This is a genomic window from Actinoplanes sp. TBRC 11911, from assembly GCF_012933445.1.
In the GTDB taxonomy this organism is placed as follows: domain Bacteria; phylum Actinomycetota; class Actinomycetes; order Mycobacteriales; family Micromonosporaceae; genus Actinoplanes.
The window spans coordinates 46,132-66,002 of the sequence record NZ_JABBNC010000049.1; the positions used below are offsets into that span (position 1 = coordinate 46,132).

20 protein-coding genes are annotated in these 19,871 nt (G+C 67.4%); 11 read left to right on the forward strand and 9 right to left on the reverse strand.

Annotated elements, in window-relative coordinates:
- Window positions 1-28 precede the first annotated feature (28 nt).
- Together HH310_RS40035 and HH310_RS40040 are read left to right on the forward strand one after the other, a co-directional pair.
- The gene (locus HH310_RS40035; protein ID WP_169180983.1) at window positions 29-715 is read left to right on the forward strand and encodes a response regulator transcription factor; all 687 of its coding nucleotides are present in this window, start codon (window positions 29-31) and stop codon (window positions 713-715) included.
- 7 nt (window positions 716-722) lie between these two features.
- Entirely contained in the window at window positions 723-1,727 is a 1,005-nt protein-coding gene (locus HH310_RS40040; RefSeq protein WP_169180984.1) for a cell wall metabolism sensor histidine kinase WalK, read from the forward strand.
- Between the two features lie 6 nt (window positions 1,728-1,733).
- Here the strand turns inward: HH310_RS40040 and nuoF are convergent, their stop codons facing one another.
- Complete coding sequence (gene nuoF, locus HH310_RS40045; protein WP_169180985.1) at window positions 1,734-3,050, reverse strand: NADH-quinone oxidoreductase subunit NuoF; 1,317 nt, start codon at window positions 3,048-3,050, stop codon at window positions 1,734-1,736.
- A gap of 141 nt (window positions 3,051-3,191) precedes the next feature.
- Between nuoF and HH310_RS40050 the strand changes: the two genes are divergently transcribed.
- A complete protein-coding gene (locus HH310_RS40050; RefSeq protein ID WP_169180986.1) occupies window positions 3,192-3,581 on the forward strand; it encodes a hypothetical protein in 390 nt (129 codons plus the stop codon).
- Window positions 3,578-4,561, forward strand: a complete 984-nt coding sequence (locus HH310_RS40055; RefSeq protein WP_169180987.1) for a Gfo/Idh/MocA family protein — start codon at window positions 3,578-3,580, stop codon at window positions 4,559-4,561. The genes HH310_RS40050 and HH310_RS40055 overlap by 4 nt, the downstream gene beginning before the upstream one ends.
- A gap of 38 nt (window positions 4,562-4,599) precedes the next feature.
- Here the strand turns inward: HH310_RS40055 and HH310_RS40060 are convergent, their stop codons facing one another.
- Entirely contained in the window at window positions 4,600-6,063 is a 1,464-nt protein-coding gene (locus tag HH310_RS40060) for an alkaline phosphatase family protein (protein ID WP_169180988.1), read from the reverse strand.
- 182 nt (window positions 6,064-6,245) lie between these two features.
- Window positions 6,246-7,058 (reverse strand): DUF72 domain-containing protein, encoded by an 813-nt coding sequence (locus HH310_RS40065; RefSeq protein ID WP_169180989.1) that lies wholly within the window; start codon window positions 7,056-7,058, stop codon window positions 6,246-6,248.
- Between the two features lie 68 nt (window positions 7,059-7,126).
- On the opposite strand from HH310_RS40065, the gene HH310_RS40070 reads away from it, so the two are divergent.
- The 3 genes from HH310_RS40070 (at window position 7,127) to HH310_RS40080 (ending at window position 10,251) form a co-directional block, all read left to right on the forward strand.
- Window positions 7,127-7,870, forward strand: a complete 744-nt coding sequence (locus HH310_RS40070) for a class I SAM-dependent methyltransferase (protein WP_169180990.1) — start codon at window positions 7,127-7,129, stop codon at window positions 7,868-7,870.
- The gene (locus HH310_RS40075) at window positions 7,867-8,772 is read left to right on the forward strand and encodes a GNAT family N-acetyltransferase (protein ID WP_169180991.1); all 906 of its coding nucleotides are present in this window, start codon (window positions 7,867-7,869) and stop codon (window positions 8,770-8,772) included. The genes HH310_RS40070 and HH310_RS40075 overlap by 4 nt, the downstream gene beginning before the upstream one ends.
- Before the next feature lie 78 nt (window positions 8,773-8,850).
- Window positions 8,851-10,251: a glutamate decarboxylase gene (locus HH310_RS40080; RefSeq protein ID WP_169180992.1), complete on the forward strand. Its 1,401-nt coding sequence runs from the start codon at window positions 8,851-8,853 to the stop codon at window positions 10,249-10,251.
- Between the two features lie 18 nt (window positions 10,252-10,269).
- On the opposite strand, the gene HH310_RS40085 is transcribed toward HH310_RS40080, so the two are convergent.
- Window positions 10,270-10,842 carry a hypothetical protein gene (locus tag HH310_RS40085; protein ID WP_169180993.1) on the reverse strand — a complete coding sequence of 191 codons (573 nt, stop codon included), beginning with the start codon at window positions 10,840-10,842 and terminating at the stop codon, window positions 10,270-10,272.
- A gap of 86 nt (window positions 10,843-10,928) precedes the next feature.
- Entirely contained in the window at window positions 10,929-11,306 is a 378-nt protein-coding gene (locus HH310_RS40090) for a VOC family protein (protein WP_211193238.1), read from the reverse strand.
- A 189-nt stretch (window positions 11,307-11,495) separates the two neighbouring features.
- On the opposite strand from HH310_RS40090, the gene HH310_RS40095 reads away from it, so the two are divergent.
- The gene (locus HH310_RS40095; RefSeq protein ID WP_169180995.1) at window positions 11,496-12,701 is read left to right on the forward strand and encodes a cytochrome P450; all 1,206 of its coding nucleotides are present in this window, start codon (window positions 11,496-11,498) and stop codon (window positions 12,699-12,701) included.
- Between the two features lie 82 nt (window positions 12,702-12,783).
- Here the strand turns inward: HH310_RS40095 and HH310_RS40100 are convergent, their stop codons facing one another.
- Window positions 12,784-13,680, reverse strand: coding sequence for an SDR family NAD(P)-dependent oxidoreductase (locus HH310_RS40100; protein WP_211193239.1), 897 nt, complete (start codon window positions 13,678-13,680; stop codon window positions 12,784-12,786).
- A gap of 252 nt (window positions 13,681-13,932) precedes the next feature.
- On the opposite strand from HH310_RS40100, the gene HH310_RS40105 reads away from it, so the two are divergent.
- The 3 genes from HH310_RS40105 (at window position 13,933) to HH310_RS40115 (ending at window position 16,809) form a co-directional block, all read left to right on the forward strand.
- Window positions 13,933-15,414, forward strand: coding sequence for a GMC family oxidoreductase (locus HH310_RS40105; RefSeq protein WP_169180996.1), 1,482 nt, complete (start codon window positions 13,933-13,935; stop codon window positions 15,412-15,414).
- A 121-nt stretch (window positions 15,415-15,535) separates the two neighbouring features.
- Window positions 15,536-16,381 carry an alpha/beta fold hydrolase gene (locus HH310_RS40110; RefSeq protein ID WP_169180997.1) on the forward strand — a complete coding sequence of 282 codons (846 nt, stop codon included), beginning with the start codon at window positions 15,536-15,538 and terminating at the stop codon, window positions 16,379-16,381.
- A gap of 71 nt (window positions 16,382-16,452) precedes the next feature.
- Entirely contained in the window at window positions 16,453-16,809 is a 357-nt protein-coding gene (locus tag HH310_RS40115; protein WP_169180998.1) for a MarR family winged helix-turn-helix transcriptional regulator, read from the forward strand.
- Here the strand turns inward: HH310_RS40115 and HH310_RS40120 are convergent.
- The 3 genes from HH310_RS40120 to HH310_RS40130 all read right to left on the reverse strand — a co-directional run.
- Window positions 16,766-17,611 carry an AraC family transcriptional regulator gene (locus HH310_RS40120; RefSeq protein ID WP_312034640.1) on the reverse strand — a complete coding sequence of 282 codons (846 nt, stop codon included), beginning with the start codon at window positions 17,609-17,611 and terminating at the stop codon, window positions 16,766-16,768. The two genes, HH310_RS40115 and HH310_RS40120, sit on opposite strands and share 44 nt — an antisense overlap.
- Window positions 17,612-17,855: 244 nt before the next feature.
- Window positions 17,856-19,253, reverse strand: coding sequence for a dihydropyrimidinase (hydA, locus tag HH310_RS40125; RefSeq protein WP_211193243.1), 1,398 nt, complete (start codon window positions 19,251-19,253; stop codon window positions 17,856-17,858).
- 2 nt (window positions 19,254-19,255) lie between these two features.
- Window positions 19,256-19,871: nitrilase-related carbon-nitrogen hydrolase (locus HH310_RS40130; protein ID WP_169181001.1), on the reverse strand; the 616-nt coding region annotated here is incomplete at its 5' end.

Genomic DNA, 19,871 nt, shown 5'->3' on the forward strand with positions numbered 1-19,871 from the left:
GAGAGCGATCAGGGAAGCGGGCGATGCGATGGACTCCTCGGTGCTGGTAGTAGACGACGACCGTACGGTCAGTGACGTGGTCCGTCGCTACCTGGAGCAGGCCGGCCACCGCGTCCGCCTGGCCGAGGACGGCGCGACAGCTCTCGCCGCGATCGCCGCGGAACGGCCCGGCCTGGTCGTGCTCGACCTGATGATGCCGGGCATCGACGGCCTCGAGGTGTGCCGTCGCGTCCGCCTCGAACTGCCCGACCTGCCGATCATCATGCTCACCGCGCTGGGCGAGGAGGCCGACCGCGTCCTCGGGCTGGAGGTCGGCGCCGACGACTACGTGACCAAGCCGTTCTCGCCGCGGGAGCTGGTGCTGCGGGTGCGCTCGATCCTGCGCCGCAGCGGCACGACCGAGCCGGAACCCGAGATGCTCGCCGACGGCCACCTCAGCGTCGACGTCGCCCGCCGGGTCGCCGAGATCGACGGCGTCGCGCTGGCCCTGACCGTACGGGAATTCGATCTTCTGGTGTTTCTGCTCCGTCACCCCGGACGGGTGTGGTCACGCGCCGAGCTGCTGGAACGCGTGTGGGGCTGGCGGCTGGGCGATCAGTCGACCGTCACGGTGCACGTCCGCCGTTTACGCGAGAAGATCGAGGACAACCCGGCCGAGCCGAAGCGCATCGTCACCGCGTGGGGCGCCGGCTACCGCTACGAACCGGACGTGTGAGCCGCCGATGTCGCTCATCCTCCTCTCGCTCGTGGCCGGCGGCGCGGTCGGCGCGGTCGGCGCCGGTGTGCTGCGCCTGCTGCGGCCCAGCTCGATCCTGGTGCACGTCGTCATCCTGCTGGTGGTCACCGTGCTGTCGGTGGTCGCCGGCATCGTGACGGTGGCGCACGTCATGTTCCTGTCCGAACACGACCTGCGCGTGGTGCTCGTCACCGTCGCCGCGTCCGCCGTGGTCAGCCTCGCGGTGGGTGCGGGTTTCGGCCGCCGGCTGGCGACCGCCGCGGTCTGGGCGGAGACCGCCCGCGCCCACGAACGCAAGATCGAGGCGGATCGGCGCGAGCTGGTCGCCTGGGTTTCGCACGATTTGCGTACGCCGCTGGCGGGCTTGCGGGCGATGGCCGAGGCGCTGGAGGACGGTGTCGTCGTCGACCCGGCCGCGGTGAAGGAGTATCACGGCCGGATCCGGGAGGAGACCGACCGGATGACGCGGCTGGTCGACGACCTGTTCGAGCTGTCCCGGATCAACGCGGGCGCGCTGCCGCTCACCGCGACCCGGGTCCCGCTCGGCGAGCTGGTGTCCGACGCGCTCGCCGTGGTGGCGCCGCTGGCGTTCTCCCGCGGCATCAACCTGGAGGCGGGCGAGAGCGGCTGGCCGACGGTGCTGGCGGGCGAGCGCGAACTGTCCCGGGTGGTGACGAACCTGCTGGTCAACGCCGTCAACTACACGACGCCGGGCGGGACCGTGCGGATCGAGGGCGGCCGGTCGGCGACCGAGGTCTGGTTCGCGGTCACCGACTCGTGCGGCGGCATCCCGACCGGCGACCTGCCCCGGGTCTTCGACATCGCGTTCCGCGGCGAGCGGGCCCGCACCCCGCACTTCAGTGGCACCGGCGGCGGGGGCGGGCTGGGCCTGGCCATCGTGCGCGGGCTGGTCGGCGCGCACCGCGGCCGGGTCAGCGTGCACAACGTCGGCGAGGGCTGCCGCTTCGAGGTCTACCTGCCGGCCGAATAGCCCCGGTCAGTGCGATCCGGTCAGGACCTTGGCGGACAGCCGCGGGGCGGTCCGTCCCTCGATGTAGTCGAGGTACTCCTGGCGGAAGTATTTGATGGTCGAGATGACCGGGGTGGCCGCGCTGTCGCCGAGCGCGCAGAACGAGCGGCCGTTGATGTTGTCGGAGGTGTCCAGCAGCGTGTCGAGATCCTCCAGGGTGCCGCCACCCGACAGGATCCGCCGGTAGGTGTTGACCATCCAGTAGGTGCCCTCGCGGCACGGCGTGCACTTGCCGCACGACTCGTGGTGGTAGAACTCCAGCCACCGCCACGTCGCGTACACGGGGTCGTCCTGGTCGCTGAAGATCTGCATCGCCGTGGTGCCGAGCAGCGACCCGGCCGCGGCGACGCCCTCGAAGTCCAGCGGGACGTCCAGGTGCTCCGGCGTGAACAGCGGGGTCGACGACCCGCCCGGCGTCCAGAACTTCAGCGTGTGGCCGGGCTTCATGCCGCCGGCCAGTTCGAGCAGCTCGCGCAGCGTGGTGCCGAGGCCGCACTCGTACTGGCCGGGGTTGGCGATGCGCCCGGACAGCGAGTAGATGATCGGGCCCGGCGACTTCTCGGTGCCCATGCTGCGCCACCAGTCCGAACCGCCGAGCACGATGGGCGGCACGCTCGCGATGGTGCCCACGTTGTTGACCACGGTCGGGCTCGCGTACAGGCCGGCGACCGCGGGGAACGGCGGCCGCAGCCGGGGCTGCCCACGAAGGCCCTCCAGCGAGTCCAGCAGTGCCGTCTCCTCGCCGCAGATGTATGCGCCGGCGCCGCTGTGCACCACCATGTCCAGGTCAAAGCCCGACCCCAGAATATTTCGACCCAGATAACCCTTGCGGTACGCCTCGTCGACGGCGTTACGGAGGCGGCGGCCGGCGTGCACCGCCTCGCCGCGAAGGTAGATGAACGCCTGGCTCGCCCGCACCGCGTAGGCGGCGATGATCGCCCCTTCGACGAGCGAGTGCGGGTCGTAGGTCATCAGCGGCAGGTCCTTGCAGGTGCCCGGCTCGCCCTCGTCGGCGTTGATCACCAGGTAGTGCGGCTTCCCGTCGCCCTGCGGGATGAAGCCCCATTTGAGACCGGTGGGAAAGCCCGCACCGCCGCGGCCGCGCAGACCCGAGTCCTTGATCAGCTGGATCAGGTCGTCCGGGTGCACATCGAGGGCCTTGCGCAGGGCGCGGTAGCCGTCGAGCCTTTCATAGACGTCGATCCGGTACGCGTCCGCTGTCAGCCAGCGCCTGGTAAGAACGGGCGTGAGCTTCTGAATTACCTCGGGCCTGGGCTCGGTCATGTCCGCACCTCGTCGCCGGCGTCGCTTACCCCGAGCCTATCGGCGTGACCTGCGAAAACGCATGACCCGCGCCACTCGTGACGCGCCCCACAAGCTTTTCGGAGGCAGCGCACCGTTGACCGGGTCGATCATCATGGCCTTGTGCAGATACCGGCCCAGCTCGAATCCGGAAAATGGGTTTATTGGCGGGTAGGTCGCCAGCGGTTGGTGTGGCTTCCCGGCGGGATGATCGGATCGGGGTTCAATCTGTTCGACAGCGTGGACGGCACTCTCGGGATGGTCATCCTGGTGCTGGCGCTCGGACCGCTGCTGGTGTGGCTGGTCAGTTCGCTGATGCTGACCGCGGTGGTCTGGCCGTGGCGGATGGTCGCCGGTAAATGGCCCGTCTACGCATACCTCAAGGACGGCAACGAGATTCCCGGCATGTTTCGCATGGTCAAAGGCAAAAAGGCGGCCGACTCCCTCGTACGTCAATGGGCCGCCGACATCGAACGAACCGGCCGCCCGCAGCCTCCGGAGGCTCCCCGATGACGACATTCGCGCTGGTCGGCGGCGGCTGGCGGGCGTCCGCGTATTGGCGTCTCGCCGAGGAGCTCGACGACATGGAATGTGTCGGCGCCGTCGTCCGCAGCGCCCGTCCGCTGCCGGTCCCCGCCTACGGCTCGCTCGCCGCATGCCTCGCCGAGCACCGACCCGATTTCGTCATCACGGCGGTGCCCCGGACGGCGAACGCGGCGGTCGTCATCGAGGCCGTCGAGCGCGGCCTGCCGGTGCTGTCGGAGACGCCGCCCGCCCAGGACGTGGATCCCTTGTGGCCGTACGCCGAACGCATCCAGGTCGCCGAGCAGTACCCGCTGATGCCGACACACGCCTCGCGGCTCGCGGCGGTGCGCGGCGGGGTGATCGGCACGCCCGGTCAGGCGCAGGTCTCGTCGACGCAGTTCCACCACGCGGTCGCGCTGATGCGGGCATATCTGCAGGCGCCGCCCGGCCCGGTCACCGTTCGGGCCACCACCCATGTCGCGCCCCTGATGCAGCCGCTGAAGCGCGGTGGCTGGACCGACGACCCGGACGCCAAGCCGGCCACCACCACCCTCGCCATGCTCGACTTCGGGAACGGCCGGTCCGGCCTGTACGACTTCACCGACAACCAGACCCGCAACCAGCTGCGGTTCCGGCGGATCCTGGTGCGCGGCAGCCACGGCGAGCTGCGCGACGACGAGGTCGTACGCCTCACCGGGCCCCGCACGATCGCGACCACGCCACTGGTCCGCACGACGGCGGGAGATGTCGCATTCGGCGAAAAAGTGGTCTACCGCAACGCGTACCGGGGAAAGCGTCTGAACGACGACGAGATCGCCACCGCGAGCATGCTGGACGCCATGGCGGCCTGGGTCCGCGGTGCCGGGCCGCCGCCGTACCCACTCGCGGAGGGCGCGCACGACCACGCCGTCGGGCTGGCCATCGAGGAGGCCGCGGCCACCGGACGTACGGTGACCACGGCCTCGTGAAACGGGTCGGAGAACCGCCAGGTCTCTCCGGCCGGGTGTCAGTCGACGTGCGGGCGGTGGCCCTTCTCCTGCGACGGCACATGCTGGTTCGTCGTCGGCACCGCGGGTGCCGGCAGGTGCGCCACCTCGTACTTGGCCAGGTTGAGCTGACCCTGCGTGTCGGGCAGCACCGGCGGCTCGTCGATCCCGTCGTCGAACCGGAACGCCGACGTCAGGTCGCCCACCGTGCGGCGGCGCCAGTCGGTGATGTTCGGCTCCTTGACGCCGGTCAGACGCTCCAGGAAGCGCAGCTGCGAGGTGTGGTCGGAGATCTCCGAGCTCACCCAGCCACCCGCGGTCCACGGCGACACGACGATGCACGGCACCCGGAAGCCCAGCCCGGTCGGCAGGCCACCGCCCACCTCACCGGTCACCGAGGTCTTGGTGACGAACTCGTCCTTGGTGCCGCGCGGCGGCGTCGGCGGCACGACGTGGTCGAACAGGCCGTCGTTCTCGTCGTAGGACAGGATGAAGACCGTGCTGTTCCAGATCTCCGGGTTCGCCGCCAGCGCGTCGAGCTTGCCGGCCACGTACGCCGCGCCGGACGCGGGCGTGTTCGCCGGGTGCTCGTCCATGTTGGACGGCGGCAGGATCCAGCTCACCGTGGGCAGGTTGCCGGTCATCACGTCGTACTCGAACTGACCGGCCGGACGCGGCTTCATCGCCTTCTCGTACAGGTCGTCGCCCGGCTTGGCGTCGTTGTACTGCTTGATGTGCTGGATCGCGGCCAGCCCGGTGGTGCCGCCCTCCTCGTGGTAGATCTGCCAGCTCACGCCGGCCTCGGTGAGGCGCTCCGGGTACGTCTTGAAGCTGTACTGCCCGTTCGGCGCGCTCGTGGTCAGCGACGGACCGCCGGCCACGCCGTTCGGGTCGATCGTGCCGGCCATCCACATGTGCCGGTTCGGCCCGGTGGGCCCGAGGACCGAGCAGTGGTACGCGTCGAGGATCGTGAACGCGTCCGCCAAGGCGTACTGGAACGGGATGTCCTCGCGGGTCAGATAGCCCATCACGTACGGCCCGACGTCGTCGCCGTCGGCGAGCCGGTGCGCGGGCAGCCAGTTGTCCATCTTGCCGTTGTTCCACGAGCTGTGCTGCGGCACCCAGCCGTGGTCGGTGGACGGCAGCGCCTGCGCGTTCGTGGTGCGGGTGTCGAGGTGGAACGGCAGCAGCTCGCCGGCGCCGGCCGGGTCGGGCTGGTGGAACACGCTCTTGCCGTTCGGCAGCTTGGCGGCGTGCGGGTCACCGAAGCCGCGCACCCCGCTGAGCGTGCCGAAGTAGTGGTCGAAGCTGCGGTTCTCCTGCATCAGCATGACGACGTGCTTGATGTCGCGCATGCTGCCGCGGCGCTTGGGCGGGTTCGCCAGCGCGGCCTGGACGTTGCTCGGAAGAATGCTGGCGGCGGCGCCGATCGCGCTGCCGGCCGCGGCCGTGCCGAGGAGGCGACGGCGGGTCAATCCGGACATCGGAAGTCCTTTCTTTCCTGGACTTCCGGAACGCTTCGCGCGGCACGCAAACGGGAGCCGCACTCTCCGATGAGGAGCGGGCTAACGCGAAGGAAACAAACGTCTGATCTTTAAGTGCGGGTGGTCATCGATGAAACGACCGGCTGCCGCCACTGCTCCAGGGAAATAATTCGATTGATGTCTCAGAAGAGAGTCGCCGGGCCGGACTGCTCGGGCTCGCCCAGGGCGGGCAGCGACGGCACGAGAGCGCGGACCGCGGCGTGGAAGCGGCGGGCCAGTTCCGGGGCCGCGACGTTGTCCGGGGTGTGGATGAAGACCGTGGGGGAGCGGCCCTCCCGCAACCATTCCGCCACCTGAGTCACCCACCGCTGCCAGCCCGCAACGGTCCGGGAATCGTCGTCGCGGCCCAGGTAACGCACGATCGGGTGGTCGGTCAGCGCGGTCATCCGCAACGGCATGCGCGGCTTCTTCGTCCACGCGTCGCGTTCGGCGGCACTGGTCGGCGGCGACGCGAAGAATTCCGTGGTGTCGAACGGAATCCATTCGGCGCCCGCCGATTCCAGGACCGCCGACAACTCGCGCGGGGCGGTGAAGAAAGCGGCGTCGCGCACCTCCACGGCGTACCGGAAATCGGTGGGCAGGCCATGCAGGAAGCGCGCGAGGACCGGCAGGTCGGCGGGGCCGAAGCTGCCGGGCAATTGAATCCAGAGCGTTTCGGTACGGGCGCCGAGCGGCTCGACGGCCCGCAGGAATTCGCGCAGCGCAACGGCGGTGTCCCGCAGCCGGTGCTCATGCGTGATCGTGCGCGGTAGTTTGAGCACGAACCGGAAATCGTCGCCGGTCTGCGCCGCCCAGTTCGCCACGGTCTCGCGCTTCGGCGTGGCATAGAACGTCGTGTTTCCCTCGACCGCGTTGCACCACGTCGCGTACGTCTGCAGGCGATCCCAGGGCCACGCTTTGTGGGTCCACTGGGCGCATCCGACATGAAGGCGCATTCCCGGTACGCTACCGCGCCGCCCGGAAATCGATGGACAGCACCGGTGCGCCCCGCAATCCTGGCGGGATGCTTCAGGAGGAGATCTGGGACGCCGACGCGGCCGCGCGTTACGACTCGCCGGGCACCGGGATGTTCGCGCCGGAAGTGCTGGAACCGACCGTCACGACACTGGCGTCGCTGGCCGGGGGCGGACCCGCGCTGGAATTCGCGATCGGCACCGGGCGGGTCGCCGTCCCGCTTCGCGAAATGGGCGTGCCGGTGACCGGGATCGAGTTGTCCCGCCCGATGGTCGACGTCCTGCGCACCAAGGCCACCGAATCGCAGATACCGGTCGAGCTCGGTGACATGGCGACCACGCGGGTGGACGGCGAATTCTCCGTCGTCTATCTGGTGTTCAACACGATCTCGAACCTGCTGACCCAGGACGAGCAGGTGGAATGCTTCCGCAACGCGGCCCGTCACCTCGTCCCGGGCGGCCGTTTCGTCATCGAGCTGTGGGTGCCCGAGCTGCGCAAACTCCCGCCCGGCCAGACCGCGACGGTGTTCAGCGCGGAGCCGGGATACATCGGCCTGGACACCTACGACACGCTGCATCAGCAGGTCGTCTCGCACCACTTCACCTTCGACGACAGCCGGCAGGCCCGGCACACCCGCAGCCCGCACCGCTACATCTGGCCCGCCGAGCTCGACCTGATGGGCCGGCTCGCCGGTTTCGCGCTGGAGTCGCGGCACGCCGACTGGTCCGGCGCCGAGTTCACCGCGGATTCCCGCTCCCACGTGTCGGTCTACCGCAAGGAAGGTTCCCGATGATGGTTACCGCCGCGGACATCCCGCTCATGCAGGGGCTCGCCCAGCGCGTCACCGCGATCCGTCCGGATCTGATCAGCGCCGGAGCCTCGTACGGGGAATTGGCCTGGATCTTCGGAAAGGGGTTCGCCCGCGACGGCGCGACATGGCGGCGCCGGCTGTGGTTCTCCGGCGGCGACCTGGTGGCGTGGGGCTGGGTCTTCCTGCCGCGGGCGGCCACCCCGGCCGCGCTGAGCTATCAGATCGATCCCGGCCACCTCGGCCTGGTCGACGAGGTGATCGAGTGGTACGACGGGGTGGCGGCCGGCCTCGAGCGCACCGCGCTGCCGACGACGGCCGAGGAGTTCGCCCTTTCCCGGTGGGCGGCGCACGGGTACGAGTCCGACCCGCGGGCGCTCGCCGACACCGGCGACTGGACCCAGCTCAACCAGCGGGACCTCACCGAGGTGGCGCAACCGCGGCTGCCGCCCGGGTTCCGGTTCCGCACCGCCGACGAGGCCGGCCCGGAAGCCGCGGTGCAGGCCCACGTGGCCGCCTGGGCCCCGTCGACGTACTCGGCCGACAGCTACGCGGGCGTCCGGCAGACCGCGGCCTATCGCGGCGACCTGCACGTCCTGGTCGAGGCGCCGGACGGGACGATGGCGTGCTCGGCGATCATGTGGCTGGACGAGGCGAACAAGACCGTCGAGTTCGAGCCGGTCGGCACCCACCCGGACTACCGCCGGCTCGGCCTGGCCAGCGCGATGATGCTGCACGCGATGCACCTGGCCCGCGCGGCCGGCGCCACGCACGCGACGGTCGTCTGCCTGGGCGCGCCGGGGCATCCGAGGGCGCGCGGCCTGTACTACAGCCTGGGGTTCCGCGAGCTCTCCCGCGACGCGCCGCTCATCAGGGCCGCGTCGTGATTTCATCCCGTTGAGGTGATGTGCCGGGGCGGTCGGCGAAGTGAACTCGGCAAGGTCACTTCCAGGGAGGTCCGACCCATGTCAACCGCAGAGCACGGAAGTCCGGTACTGAGCGATCTCGATGCCCTGGCCCGCGAGTACGGCAACCGGTTCCTCCTCGAGCCGGCCCCCGACCATCGGCTGCCCGCCCACGGCATGCGGGCCGTCGACGCGATGCGCCTGGTCGGTGAGGAGCTCGTGCTCGACGGCATCCCGATGCGGAACCTGGCCACCTTCGTGACCACCTGGATGGAGCCGGAGGCGCAACGCATCATCGCCGAGAACCTGCACCGCAACTACATCGACCACGCCGAGTATCCGCAGACCGCGGAGATCGAGCAGCGCTGCATCCGGATGCTCGCCAGCCTCTACCACGCCCCGGGCGAGACGACCGGGACGCGTACCCAGGGCTCGTCCGAGGCGATCATGCTCGGTGCGCTGTCGCTGAAGTGGAAATGGCGTGCCCGGCGAGAGGCGGCCGGCAAGGACACCACCCGCCCGAACCTGGTGTTCGGCGGCGACGTGCACGTGGTCTGGGAGAAGTTCTGCCGCTACTTCGACGTCGAGCCACGCATCATCCCGTTGCAGCCCGACAAGTACGTGATCGGCCCCGAGGACGTGGAGCCGCACGTCGACGAGAACACCATCGGCGTCGCCGCGGTCCTGGGCACCACCTTCACCGGCCACGCCGACGACATCGCCGGGATCAACAGCTTGCTCGTACGCCTGAAGGAGCAACGTGGCCTGGACGTGCCCATCCACGTGGACGCGGCCAGCGGCGGGTTCGTCTGGCCGTTCCTGTATCCCGACTCGGAGTGGGACTTCCGCCTCGAGCAGGTGCGGTCGATCAACGTGTCCGGCCACAAGTTCGGCCTGGTGTACCCCGGGATCGGCTGGCTGGTGTTCCGCGAGCGCGGCGACCTGGCCGAGGACCTGGTGTTCTACGAGAACTATCTGGGCAAGCGGGACGCCACCTTCACCCTGAACTTCTCCACCGGCGCCTCGATGGTGCTGGCCCAGTACTACAACTTCGTCCGCTTCGGCCACGACGGTTACCGCTACATCATGGAGACCATGCAGGCCAACGCACGCCAGCTGGCGCAGCGGATCGCGGCGATCGGCGACTTCCAGCTCATCGGCTCGGAGAAGGAGGAGCAGCTGCCCCTGGTGGCCTTCCAGCTCGTGGGCGACCACAACTTCGACGAGTTCGACGTGGCGTCCCAGCTGGCCGCCGAGCGAGGCTGGATGGTCCCGGCTTACACCCTGCCGCCCAACGCCGACCACATCAAGGTCATGCGCGCGCTGGTGAAGCTGACCCTCGGCCACACCCTCGTGGAAACCCTGGCCGACGACATCACGGCGGCCTGCAAGGTCCTGAGCGAAAAGGGCGGCCTGCACCCGCACGACCGCAAGCGCGCCAGCACCGGCACCGGCTACTGATCAGCGGCGGAATCAGCCTCAGCTCACCGGCTCGCCGTCCGGACCCATGACATAGCCGAACTGGGCCATCGAACCCGCACGATCGATCTCGTCCAGGGCGTCGGGGGTGAAGCTCTCCATCGGCGGGTCGCCGGCCCTGGCCCGCCAGTTGCGCAGGAACAGCGTCACGTACTCGAGGTTGATCTCGCCCTTCTCGATGTGAAAGCCGCCGTCCCGCTCGAACGCCAGGATCAGCGGGGAGAACGGATCCGCCAAGTCCTCGCGGAGCTCGACGCCCGGCGTTTCGCGGAGCGCGGACCAATGCAGAACGAACGGCGCCAGGCGGGTCATCGCGTTCGGCGTGCGCCGCGGAATGCCGTTCACCACGTTGTCCACGACCGCCTGGTCGGCTCGGACACCCGGGTCAACGCACGCTGCGATGTCGAAGAACGGAGTCGTCGTGTCGCAGCCGTACGCGTCGGCCCAGCGGGCGGCCCGGCGCAAATACTCGCGCACCAGCGCCGCCTTCGACCATGCCTTGTCGCCGTGCCGCTGGTAATCGATGGCGGCAAGGCGCTCGGCCATCGCGTCCACGGCTTCCTCGGGTGTCATCGCCCCAATACTCTCAGCGCGGCGCCCTCAACCACGCCGAGGCCGGTGTTCCAGGTGGTGGAGTCCGGGGCCGGTGCAAGCAGGGGTTAGCGTTCTGGCACGCGGGAAGGCAAGAACAGCTGGGTCAAGTCCGCGTTCGGCAGGAGATACTCGATCACCAGGCCGTCCGGATGGCGGGCGAGGATGTTGCGTCCGATCGGAACGTCGTTCGGGCCGCTGAGAATCTCAGCTTCCCCCTCGGTCAGGGCGCGCAACGTTTCGTCGAGGTCATCCACCGCACAGAGGGCCCGGACAAGCCATGCGGGTTCCGTACCCGGGGGAATCTGCACGAGCAGAAAGTCCCCGACGACGCCTACCTCCCACTCCCGGTATGGAAACCGGACCGCTCTCGTCCCGGTCAGACGCTCGAAAATGGGAAGTGAGTTGTCGAGGCTGTCGATGACGAAGCGCGCAAACGTTCGCATTATCCGCATGATACTGAAACGTCGCTGAAGGCTCGCAATTCAAATTCGGCCTTCGTTGATTCGAGACCGGCAACCCCAAGCGCTCTGTCAAGACATTTTCTGCACCGGCGCGGCATAATCTGCCGGACATCGCTCGTCGGGTGGTAGATCACAGTGCCATGGAATCAGAGCATTGCTAGCGTTTCGCGCATGGGAGATCTCGGCAGTAATGATGCTTTCGTCGCCGTGCCCGACGGGGCGCGACTGGCCGCATTGCGTGAACTGGCGGCCGCGGGTCCGGTGAACCGCGTCGCGGGGCCTTCTGGACGGCCGACGTGGCTGGTCACCGGATATGAAGAGGCACGAATCGCGCTCACCGAGCCACGGCTGGCCCGCGGTGAGATAGGAATGCCTTTTCTGCGGGAGCACCCCGAGCCCGGAATTCTGTACCACTACATGTTGAACATGAATCCGCCGGACCATACACGGCTGCGCAAGCTCGTCTCCGGCGCGTTCACTTCCGGCCGGGTGGCGGTGTTGGCTCCGCGAATCGAAGCCATCGCCGACGAGCTGATAAGCAGCGTCGGTGACGTCTTCGATCGCGGCGAAATCATCGACCTCGTACCCGCTTTCGCCTATCCGTTCCCCTTCCGTGTCATCTGCGTGATCCTCGGCATCGACACGCGGGACACGGAGGAACTCGCCTCGTGGTTCCGGGTGATGACCGCACCCATGCTCGTCGACTCGGCGACGTATGGCGATGCCGGGAACAAAATGCTGAACTTCCTCCGGCGCCATCTCGCCGAAAAACGATCAACCCCGGGCGACGATCTCACCTCGGACCTGGTCCGGGCACGAGACGGTGACGACCGCCTGAGTGAGGACGAACTCCTGGCGATGTTGTTCCTGCTGTTCACCGCCGGCCACGAGACCAGCGCGGGCCTGATCGCGAACGGGGTGGCCGACCTGGTGCGCCATCCCGATCAGCTTTCCCGGTTGAAAGCCGACCCGGCTCTCCTGGAATCAGCCGTGGAGGAGATTCTGCGTTTCGACAGCCCCGGCCAGGCGACAGCTCTGACGCTCGCCACCGAGTCGTTCGAGCTGGGTGGCCGCACAATCCAGCGAGGCGAGGCGGTTCGTGTCTCCCTGCTTGCGGCGAATCGGGACCCGGACCACTACGCGGAGCCGGAGCGTCTTGATATCACTCGTCAAAGTGCACATATGGCTTTCGGCTACGGCGTACACCACTGTCTTGGCGCGCCTCTGGCCCGGCTCGAGGGCCGGATCGGCTTGAAAGCCATTTTTGACCGCCTCGTCGGGCTGGAACTCGTTGACGAAAGTCTCGACCGGGTGCCGTCCGCATTGTTCAACCGCATCGCTTCGCTGCGCGTCCGGCGCGAGGTGGCGGTCCGTTGACGTCAATCATGCTGCCGTAACGCCTACCGCGAAGATCCGCCGCCCAGGGCAGCGGATCTTCGCTGCTCGCACCCGCTACGGATCACTCCTTGTTCGGGCTCAAGAGCGACGTGAGTTGCGCTCGTTCCCCGCGGGACACCGAGATGGGGCGCCCGGCTGCCACGCCGCCGTCGACGACGAGGCTGTGCCCGTTGACAAGAGATGACGCATCGCTGGCGAGCCACGTGACCGCTTCGGCGACGTCGGTGGGCATGATGGGACGCTGAACCGGCTGATAGTGGCCCATCATCGCGGGAAACACCGCGGCCAGGCCGCTAGCCGTCCGATCAGCGACGGCAGGGTCGAGTCCGGCGCCTTTGCCAAAGATGCCGGTGAGCACGACGCCCGCGGTCACGCTGTTGACGCGCACGCCGCTCTCGCCGAGCTCGACCGCGGCGCTGCGCGTCAGCTGCAGGACTCCCGCTTTGGCTGCCGAATAGTCCGGGCCGGACCAGCCCCCGACAATGCCGCTGGTGCTGACGACGTTGATGATGCTGCCTGAGCCTTGCGCGATCATCTGACGTGCCGCGTGCTTCAGGCCGTGCAGGACGCCGTAGAAGTGAACATCCATGACCTGCCGGAACTCCTGAAGGTCGATGTCCGCGATGTCGGCCCAATGTCCCGGAACGCCGGCACTGTTGACCAGAATGTCGAGCTTCCCGTGTTGTTGCACAGCCTCCTCGAGGAGACCTCGTACGTCATCCTCCACACTGGCATCGACGCGCCGGAATCTTGCGGCATCGCCGAGCTCGGCCGCCAGACGGTCGCCGACATCCGTCCGGCGCCCGGCCAGCACCACCTGCGCACCTGCCGAGACGAATTGGCGTGCGACAGCCGCCCCGATGCCGCTCGTCGCGCCGATGACAACGGCCACCTTGTCGTCCAGAATACCCACTTGCACTCCTCGATCAGCGAAATGACGGTTGGCGAACGCATCCATCAAGGCAGCATCTTTCGGCTTCAACAAGACATTCTCTGCGGGATCCAAGACCGATTCCGCGCAATTTTTGCCACGTTTTGAAGCAGGCAGAAATGAACCCTCTCCCGGCATAAAACGTCTGACGCCCTCGCTCGGATCCGCCTAGCCTCGCAGCGATCCGCGCGTTGTACGAAGTTGACACTGTCGCGGCACCGAAGTGATGGCGCGCTCGGCCCATCGGGGCCATTCGGTACAAGGAGGGGTTCGCGCTCAATGCTTTCCTACGATTTCGTGGTTGTCGGTGGCGGGACGGCCGGCTGCGTTGTCGCCGCGCGGCTGTCCGAGGACCCGGCGATTCGGGTTCTGCTGCTTGAGGCCGGCCCGGCCGAGCCGCCGCCCGGTGCGCGTTCTCCCGCGCGGTGGCCGCAACTGACCGGCGGCAGCGCTGACTGGGCGGACGTCACGACGGTGCAGTCCGCCACCGGGCGAGCGGAGGCCGTCCCCAGCGGGCGCGGACTGGGTGGCTCCAGCCTGATCAACGCGATGATCTTCCTGCGCGGCCACCGCAGTTCCTACGACGCGTGGGCGACACCCGGCTGGGGCTTCGACGATCTGCTTCCGTACCTCCGCCGCATCGAACGCGCGCCGGGACGTGATCCGCGGGTGCGTGGCATGTCCGGGCCGATGACCGTGACGCCCGAGCCGAACCCGCACCCGTTGGCCGTGGCCGGTCTGACCGCGGCGCTCGAGGCCGGTCATCCCTTTGCCGACGATCCGTCCGGCGGCTTGCAGGACGGCTTCGGGTGGCTGGATCGCAACATTGTGCACGCCAGGCGGCGCAGCGTAGCCGACGCCTACCTGACCGAGCCACGACCGAATCTTGAGGTCCGCACCGACGCTCTCGCGCATTCCTTGACGGTGACCGGCGGACGCTGCACCGGAGTGATTTTTTCCCAGGCCGGTGTACGCCATGAGGTGCGCGCCGACTCCGAAGTGATCGTGACCGCGGGTGCCTTCGGCTCGCCGCAGTTGCTGATGCGGTCCGGAATCGGGCCCGCCCAGCACCTGCACGACATGGACATCGCCATCGTGGCCGACCTGCCGGAGGTGGGCGCCAACCTGCACGACCACCTGGTCAGCGGCATCGTCTACCGCTCGTCCGTGCCGGTCGAGCCGGGCCAGGGCAACCACGTCGAGGTCCAGGGCCTGGTCAGCAGCGGACTTGGCGACCGGCCCGATCTGCAGATCGCGTTCTGCGACCTTCCGCTGTTCGCCACCACCCTGGACAGTCCCGGGCCCGGCGGCGGCTACACCATCGCCGTCTGTCTGCTCGCCCCGCACAGCCGCGGCACGTTGCGTCTCGCCTCGTCCGACCCGCAGATCCGGCCGGTGATCGATCCGGGCTATTACGCAGATGGTCGCGATGTGCCGGTGATGACCGCGGGGCTGGAGATGGCTCAGCAGATCGGTCAGGCGCCCGCGCTGGCGGGCTGGCGCTCCGGCGAAGCGCTGCCCGGTGCGGGCGCCGACTTGGCGGCGTACGCGGTGAGCACGTTTCGCAGCTACAACCACTACGCCGGGACCTGCCGGCTCGGCGCGGTGGTGAACGAGAAACTCGAGGTCCTCGGCGTGCAGGGACTGCGTGTCGCCGACGCCTCCGTCATGCCGTCCGTGGTGTCCGGCAACACCCTGCCCGCGGTCATGGCGATCGCCGAACGAGCCGCCGACCTTATCCGGTCAAGATTGGCAAGTTGACACGAGATCACCGGCACAAAATGACGGAGCCGTGCAGAGAATGTCGTGTTATCGCGGCTCGGTGCTGCTTTTCTCGAACCACAGAAAAGCTCACTTGACCGTACGGTTGGAAGGAATAATCGTGTCAAAAACTGGTGCCATCCGCACAAACGACGGCGTGTCGATCCGCTATACAGAAGCGGGCAGCGGGTCTCCGCTGATCCTTCTTCCCGGCTTCTCGCAGACCGCTGCTGAATTCCGCAAACAGATCGATGTCTTCGCGCAAAGCCACCGAGTGCTCGCCGTAGATTTCCGGGGGAATGGCGTGTCGGACAAACCCGCGTACGGCTACCGCATCGCCCGGTTTGCCGCCGACCTCCGCGACCTGATACTCGCGCTTGACCTGCGAGACGTGTCAGTGCTCGCCCATTCGCTGGCGAGCACCGTGGTCTGGGCCTACTGGGACTTGTATGACGGCTACCGGATCAGGCGGCTGATCCTTGTCGACGAGGGTCCCGTCGGAGGGACCGCGATCGTGCCCGCGGACGAGGCACTGAGGCTGGGCGGATTCCTCACCCCGGAGGTGACCGCCGAGCTCGTTACCGGACTGCGTGGTGAGGGCAGGGAGGAGGTGGCGCGGGGCCTTCTCCGGCTGATGCATACCGCGGATCTCGACCCCCGAGACGTGGACTGGTTGCTTCGCGAGAACCTCAGCTTTTACGGGCCGCACGCCGCCTCGCTCCTTTTGGACTATGCGTACAGCGACTGGCGCGACGTGCTTCCGCGGATCACGGTGCCGACGCTGGTCGTCGGTGGAGAATTGAGCCACCAGGCACCCGAGGTCGCTCCCGCGGTGGCGGCACTCATCCCGGGCGCCCGCAGCCGGGTGTTCACGAAGGACGAAAAGGGAAGCCACCTGATGTTCTGGGAGAACCCCGATGGCTTCAACGAGATGGTAGCCGGATTCCTCGACGAGGACTTTTCGTAACGGACTCGTACGTGATGACGCGAAAGCGATGCGGGGAGTCAGTTCCTGCCGGACCATCGCAGGAAAGAGGGATGGTTCTCGTCGAGCGCTGGTACGAACTGCGGTTCCGGCACGACGAGGTCGTCTCTCACCTGGAGTGGCAGCTGCACAAGCTGCACGGATTGTCGCTGAGTGACTTCGACATCCTCGATCGCCTCAGGTTGCGAGAGCCCGGCAGCTGCCATATGCGGCAGCTGGTCAGTCACCACGTCAGCGAAAGCGCCGTATCCCGCGCGGTGGCGCGCTTGCAAGAGCGGGGTTTTGTGGAGCGCAGCCTGCACCCGGACGACCGCCGACGGGTGTATGTCGAACTCACCGACGCGGGCCGCGAGCGCCATGCCGAGGCTAGTGCGACCCACCTGGCAGTCCTGGCCGAGCACCTCGGGTAAACGGATCCGCGCCAGGGTCGTGCCGCCAGTCGCTCGGCGTCGTCCCGAATTCCCGGAGGAAGGCGCGGTTGAAGGTCCGGACCTGAGAGAATCCCGCCATCGCTGCGACGCGTCCGATGGACATCCCGATGTGCCTGGGGTCGACCAGCATGTCCCGACCCGCCTGGAGTCGTTGCCGGCGAACGTATGCCGCGGGCGTCACATCGATGCCCTCGAAAAGGCGGTAGAGCTGTCGCATCGAAACATGGTGTATTCGGGCAAGGTCCTCGAGGGAGAACGGTTCGGTGACGTGTTCGCGCACGTACCGCTTCACCAAGTCGAGGAGCACGACATCGGAGCCGTCCGGTGCGGCGGCATGGGGGCCCCGCAATGCCATGACCAGCAATGTAATCGCCGCTTGGCCGGCGTCGGCCCGCTGCAGAGCGGTCAGGTCGGCCGCCGACCTGTCCAGCTGATCGACATAACGGGCAAAGAGATTGACGGCCGCTGAATGAGCCTGTAGCGCCAGCGCGCTGTCGTCGCTGACACCTCTAGCCCCGGGCGGAAGCAAATACCGGGAAAACTTGATGATCTGAATTTCCGTGTCTTGTCCGGTAACCAGTTCCCATTGACTGCGCGCCTGATGGAATACGGTGCCTCCGTCGGTCAGGGCGTTGAGCCTTCCGTCCTGGCGTACGCGGAAATTCCCGGTGACACCGATGGACAGCCCGATCATGTCGTCGCCGCTGGTCTTGGCGGCGAGCCGTGCCGTGCGAACGATGTGAAAAGGACGTGTCGTCGACAGCCTCATCAGCCCGAACACGCTGCTGATGTCCTGGTCCGTACACCGTACGCGGCAACCCGCTTCGGCTCGTACGACAGTCGGAATGAAGCACCTGGGCCCGAGCTGCTCCACCTCGTCGTCGGAAACGTAATCACTCTGCACGTCCCGGAAACGTTGTCGTGGAAGCCTAATTCATAGCGTCGCGTGTGAGCATGAACACGATAATCGATGCAAAATTGGGCGTAATTACCCGGCGCTCAGGCGGATTTGCGCGGTGCTCTTTTTACAGCAGATAGTCGGAGAGGCCGCGGCGGAGGTACTTCCCGCGGCCCGCGCGTCCGGTGTATTGGCCGCCGGTGCTGATGATTTCGCCGCGGGAGATGACGGTGTCGACCTTGCCGTCGATCTCCCACCCTTCCCAGGCGGAGTAGTCCATGTTCATGTGGTGGGTCTCGACGCTGATGCGGGTGCGCCCGTTGGGGTCGTAGAGGACGATGTCGGCGTCGCTGCCGGGTGCGATGATGCCTTTGCGGGGGTAGAGGCCGAACATGCGGGCTGGGGTGGTTGCGATGGTCTCGACCCAGCGGTTCAGGGATAGTTTGCCGTCGACGACGCCTTGGTAGAGCAGGTCGACGCGGTGTTCGACGCTGCCGATGCCGTTGGGGATTTTGGAGAAGTCGCCGAGGCCCATCTCTTTCTGGTCTTTCATGCAGAACGGGCAGTGGTCGGTGGAGACCACGGATAGGTCGTTGGTGCGCAGGCCTTGCCACAGGTCGGCGCGGTGGGGTTCGTTTTTGGAGCGCAGGGGTGTGGAGCAGACCCATTTGGCGCCTTCGAAGCCGGGCGCGCCGAGCTGGTCTTCGAGGGTCAAATACAGGTATTGCGGGCAGGTTTCGGCGAATACGTTGCGGCCCAGGTCGCGGGCGGCCCGTACTTGTTCGAGGGCTTTGGAGGCGCTGAGGTGCACGATGTAGAGCGGGCAGTCGGCGGCGACCGCGGCGAGCCAGATTGCCCGGCTGGTGGCTTCGGCTTCGAGTTCTTGCGGGCGGGTCAGGCCGTGGTAGATGGGGTCGGTTTCGCCGCGTTCCAGGGCTTGTTTGACGAGTACGTCGATGGCGGGCCCGTTTTCGGCGTGCATCATGATCATGGCGCCGTTTTCGCGCGCGCGTTGCATGGCGCGCAGGATTTGGCCGTCGTCGGAGTAGAAGACGCCGGGGTAGGCCATGAATAGTTTGAAGCTGGTGATGCCTTCGTTGGCGACGAGCTGGTCCATGGCTTTGAGGGCGTCGTTGTCGACGCCGCCGAGGATCATGTGGAAGCCGTAGTCGATGTGGCAGGCGCCTTCGGTTTTGGCGTGCCAGGCGGCGAGGCCGTCTTGGACGACTTCGCCGTGGCGTTGGATGGCGAAGTCGATGATGGTGGTGGTGCCGCCGATCGCGGCGGCGCGGGTGCCGGTGTCGAAGGTGTCGCTGGCCTGGGTGCCGCCGAAGGGCATCTGCATGTGGGTGTGTGCGTCGATCGCCCCGGGGATCACATACTTCCCGGTCGCGTCGACGATCTGGACGCCGTCGGACGGGCCTTGGCCGGGCGCGAAGAGTGCCGTGATCGTCTCACCGTCGACGAGCACGTCGTTTTTGACGGCGCCGCTTGGCCCGATGACGGTGCCGCCGGTGATGAGCATGCTCACGGCTGCACCGTCCGCTGGTAGGACTCCGGGCGGCGGTCGCGGTAGAACTGCCAGCGGTCGCGCACGACAGCGAGCAGTTCCAGGTCGAGGTCGCGGACGATCAGTTCGGCCTTGTGCGTGTCGCCGACGTCGCCGACGAACTTGCCTTCGGGGTCGACGAAGTAGGACTGGCCGTAGAAGTCGTCATCGCCGAGGGGTTCGATGCCGACGCGGTTGATGGCACCGATGAAGTATTCGTTGGCGACGGCGCTGGCGGGTTGTTCGAGCTGCCACAGGTAGGACGAGAGGCCGCGGCTGGTGGCGGACGGGTTGAACACGATTTTCGCGCCGGCCAGGCCGAGTTCGCGCCAGCCTTCGGGGAAGTGCCGGTCGTAGCAGATGTAGACGCCGATCCGGCCGACCGCGGTGTCGAACACCGGGTAGCCGAGGTTGCCGGGCCGGAAGTAGAACTTCTCCCAGAACCCTTTGACCTGCGGGATGTGGTTTTTGCGGTACTTGCCGAGGTAGGTGCCGTCGGCGTCGAGGACGGCGGCGGTGTTGTAGAGGACGCCTTCCTGTTCTTTCTCGTACATCGGCAGGATCATCACCATGCCCAGCTCGGCCGCCAGGGCT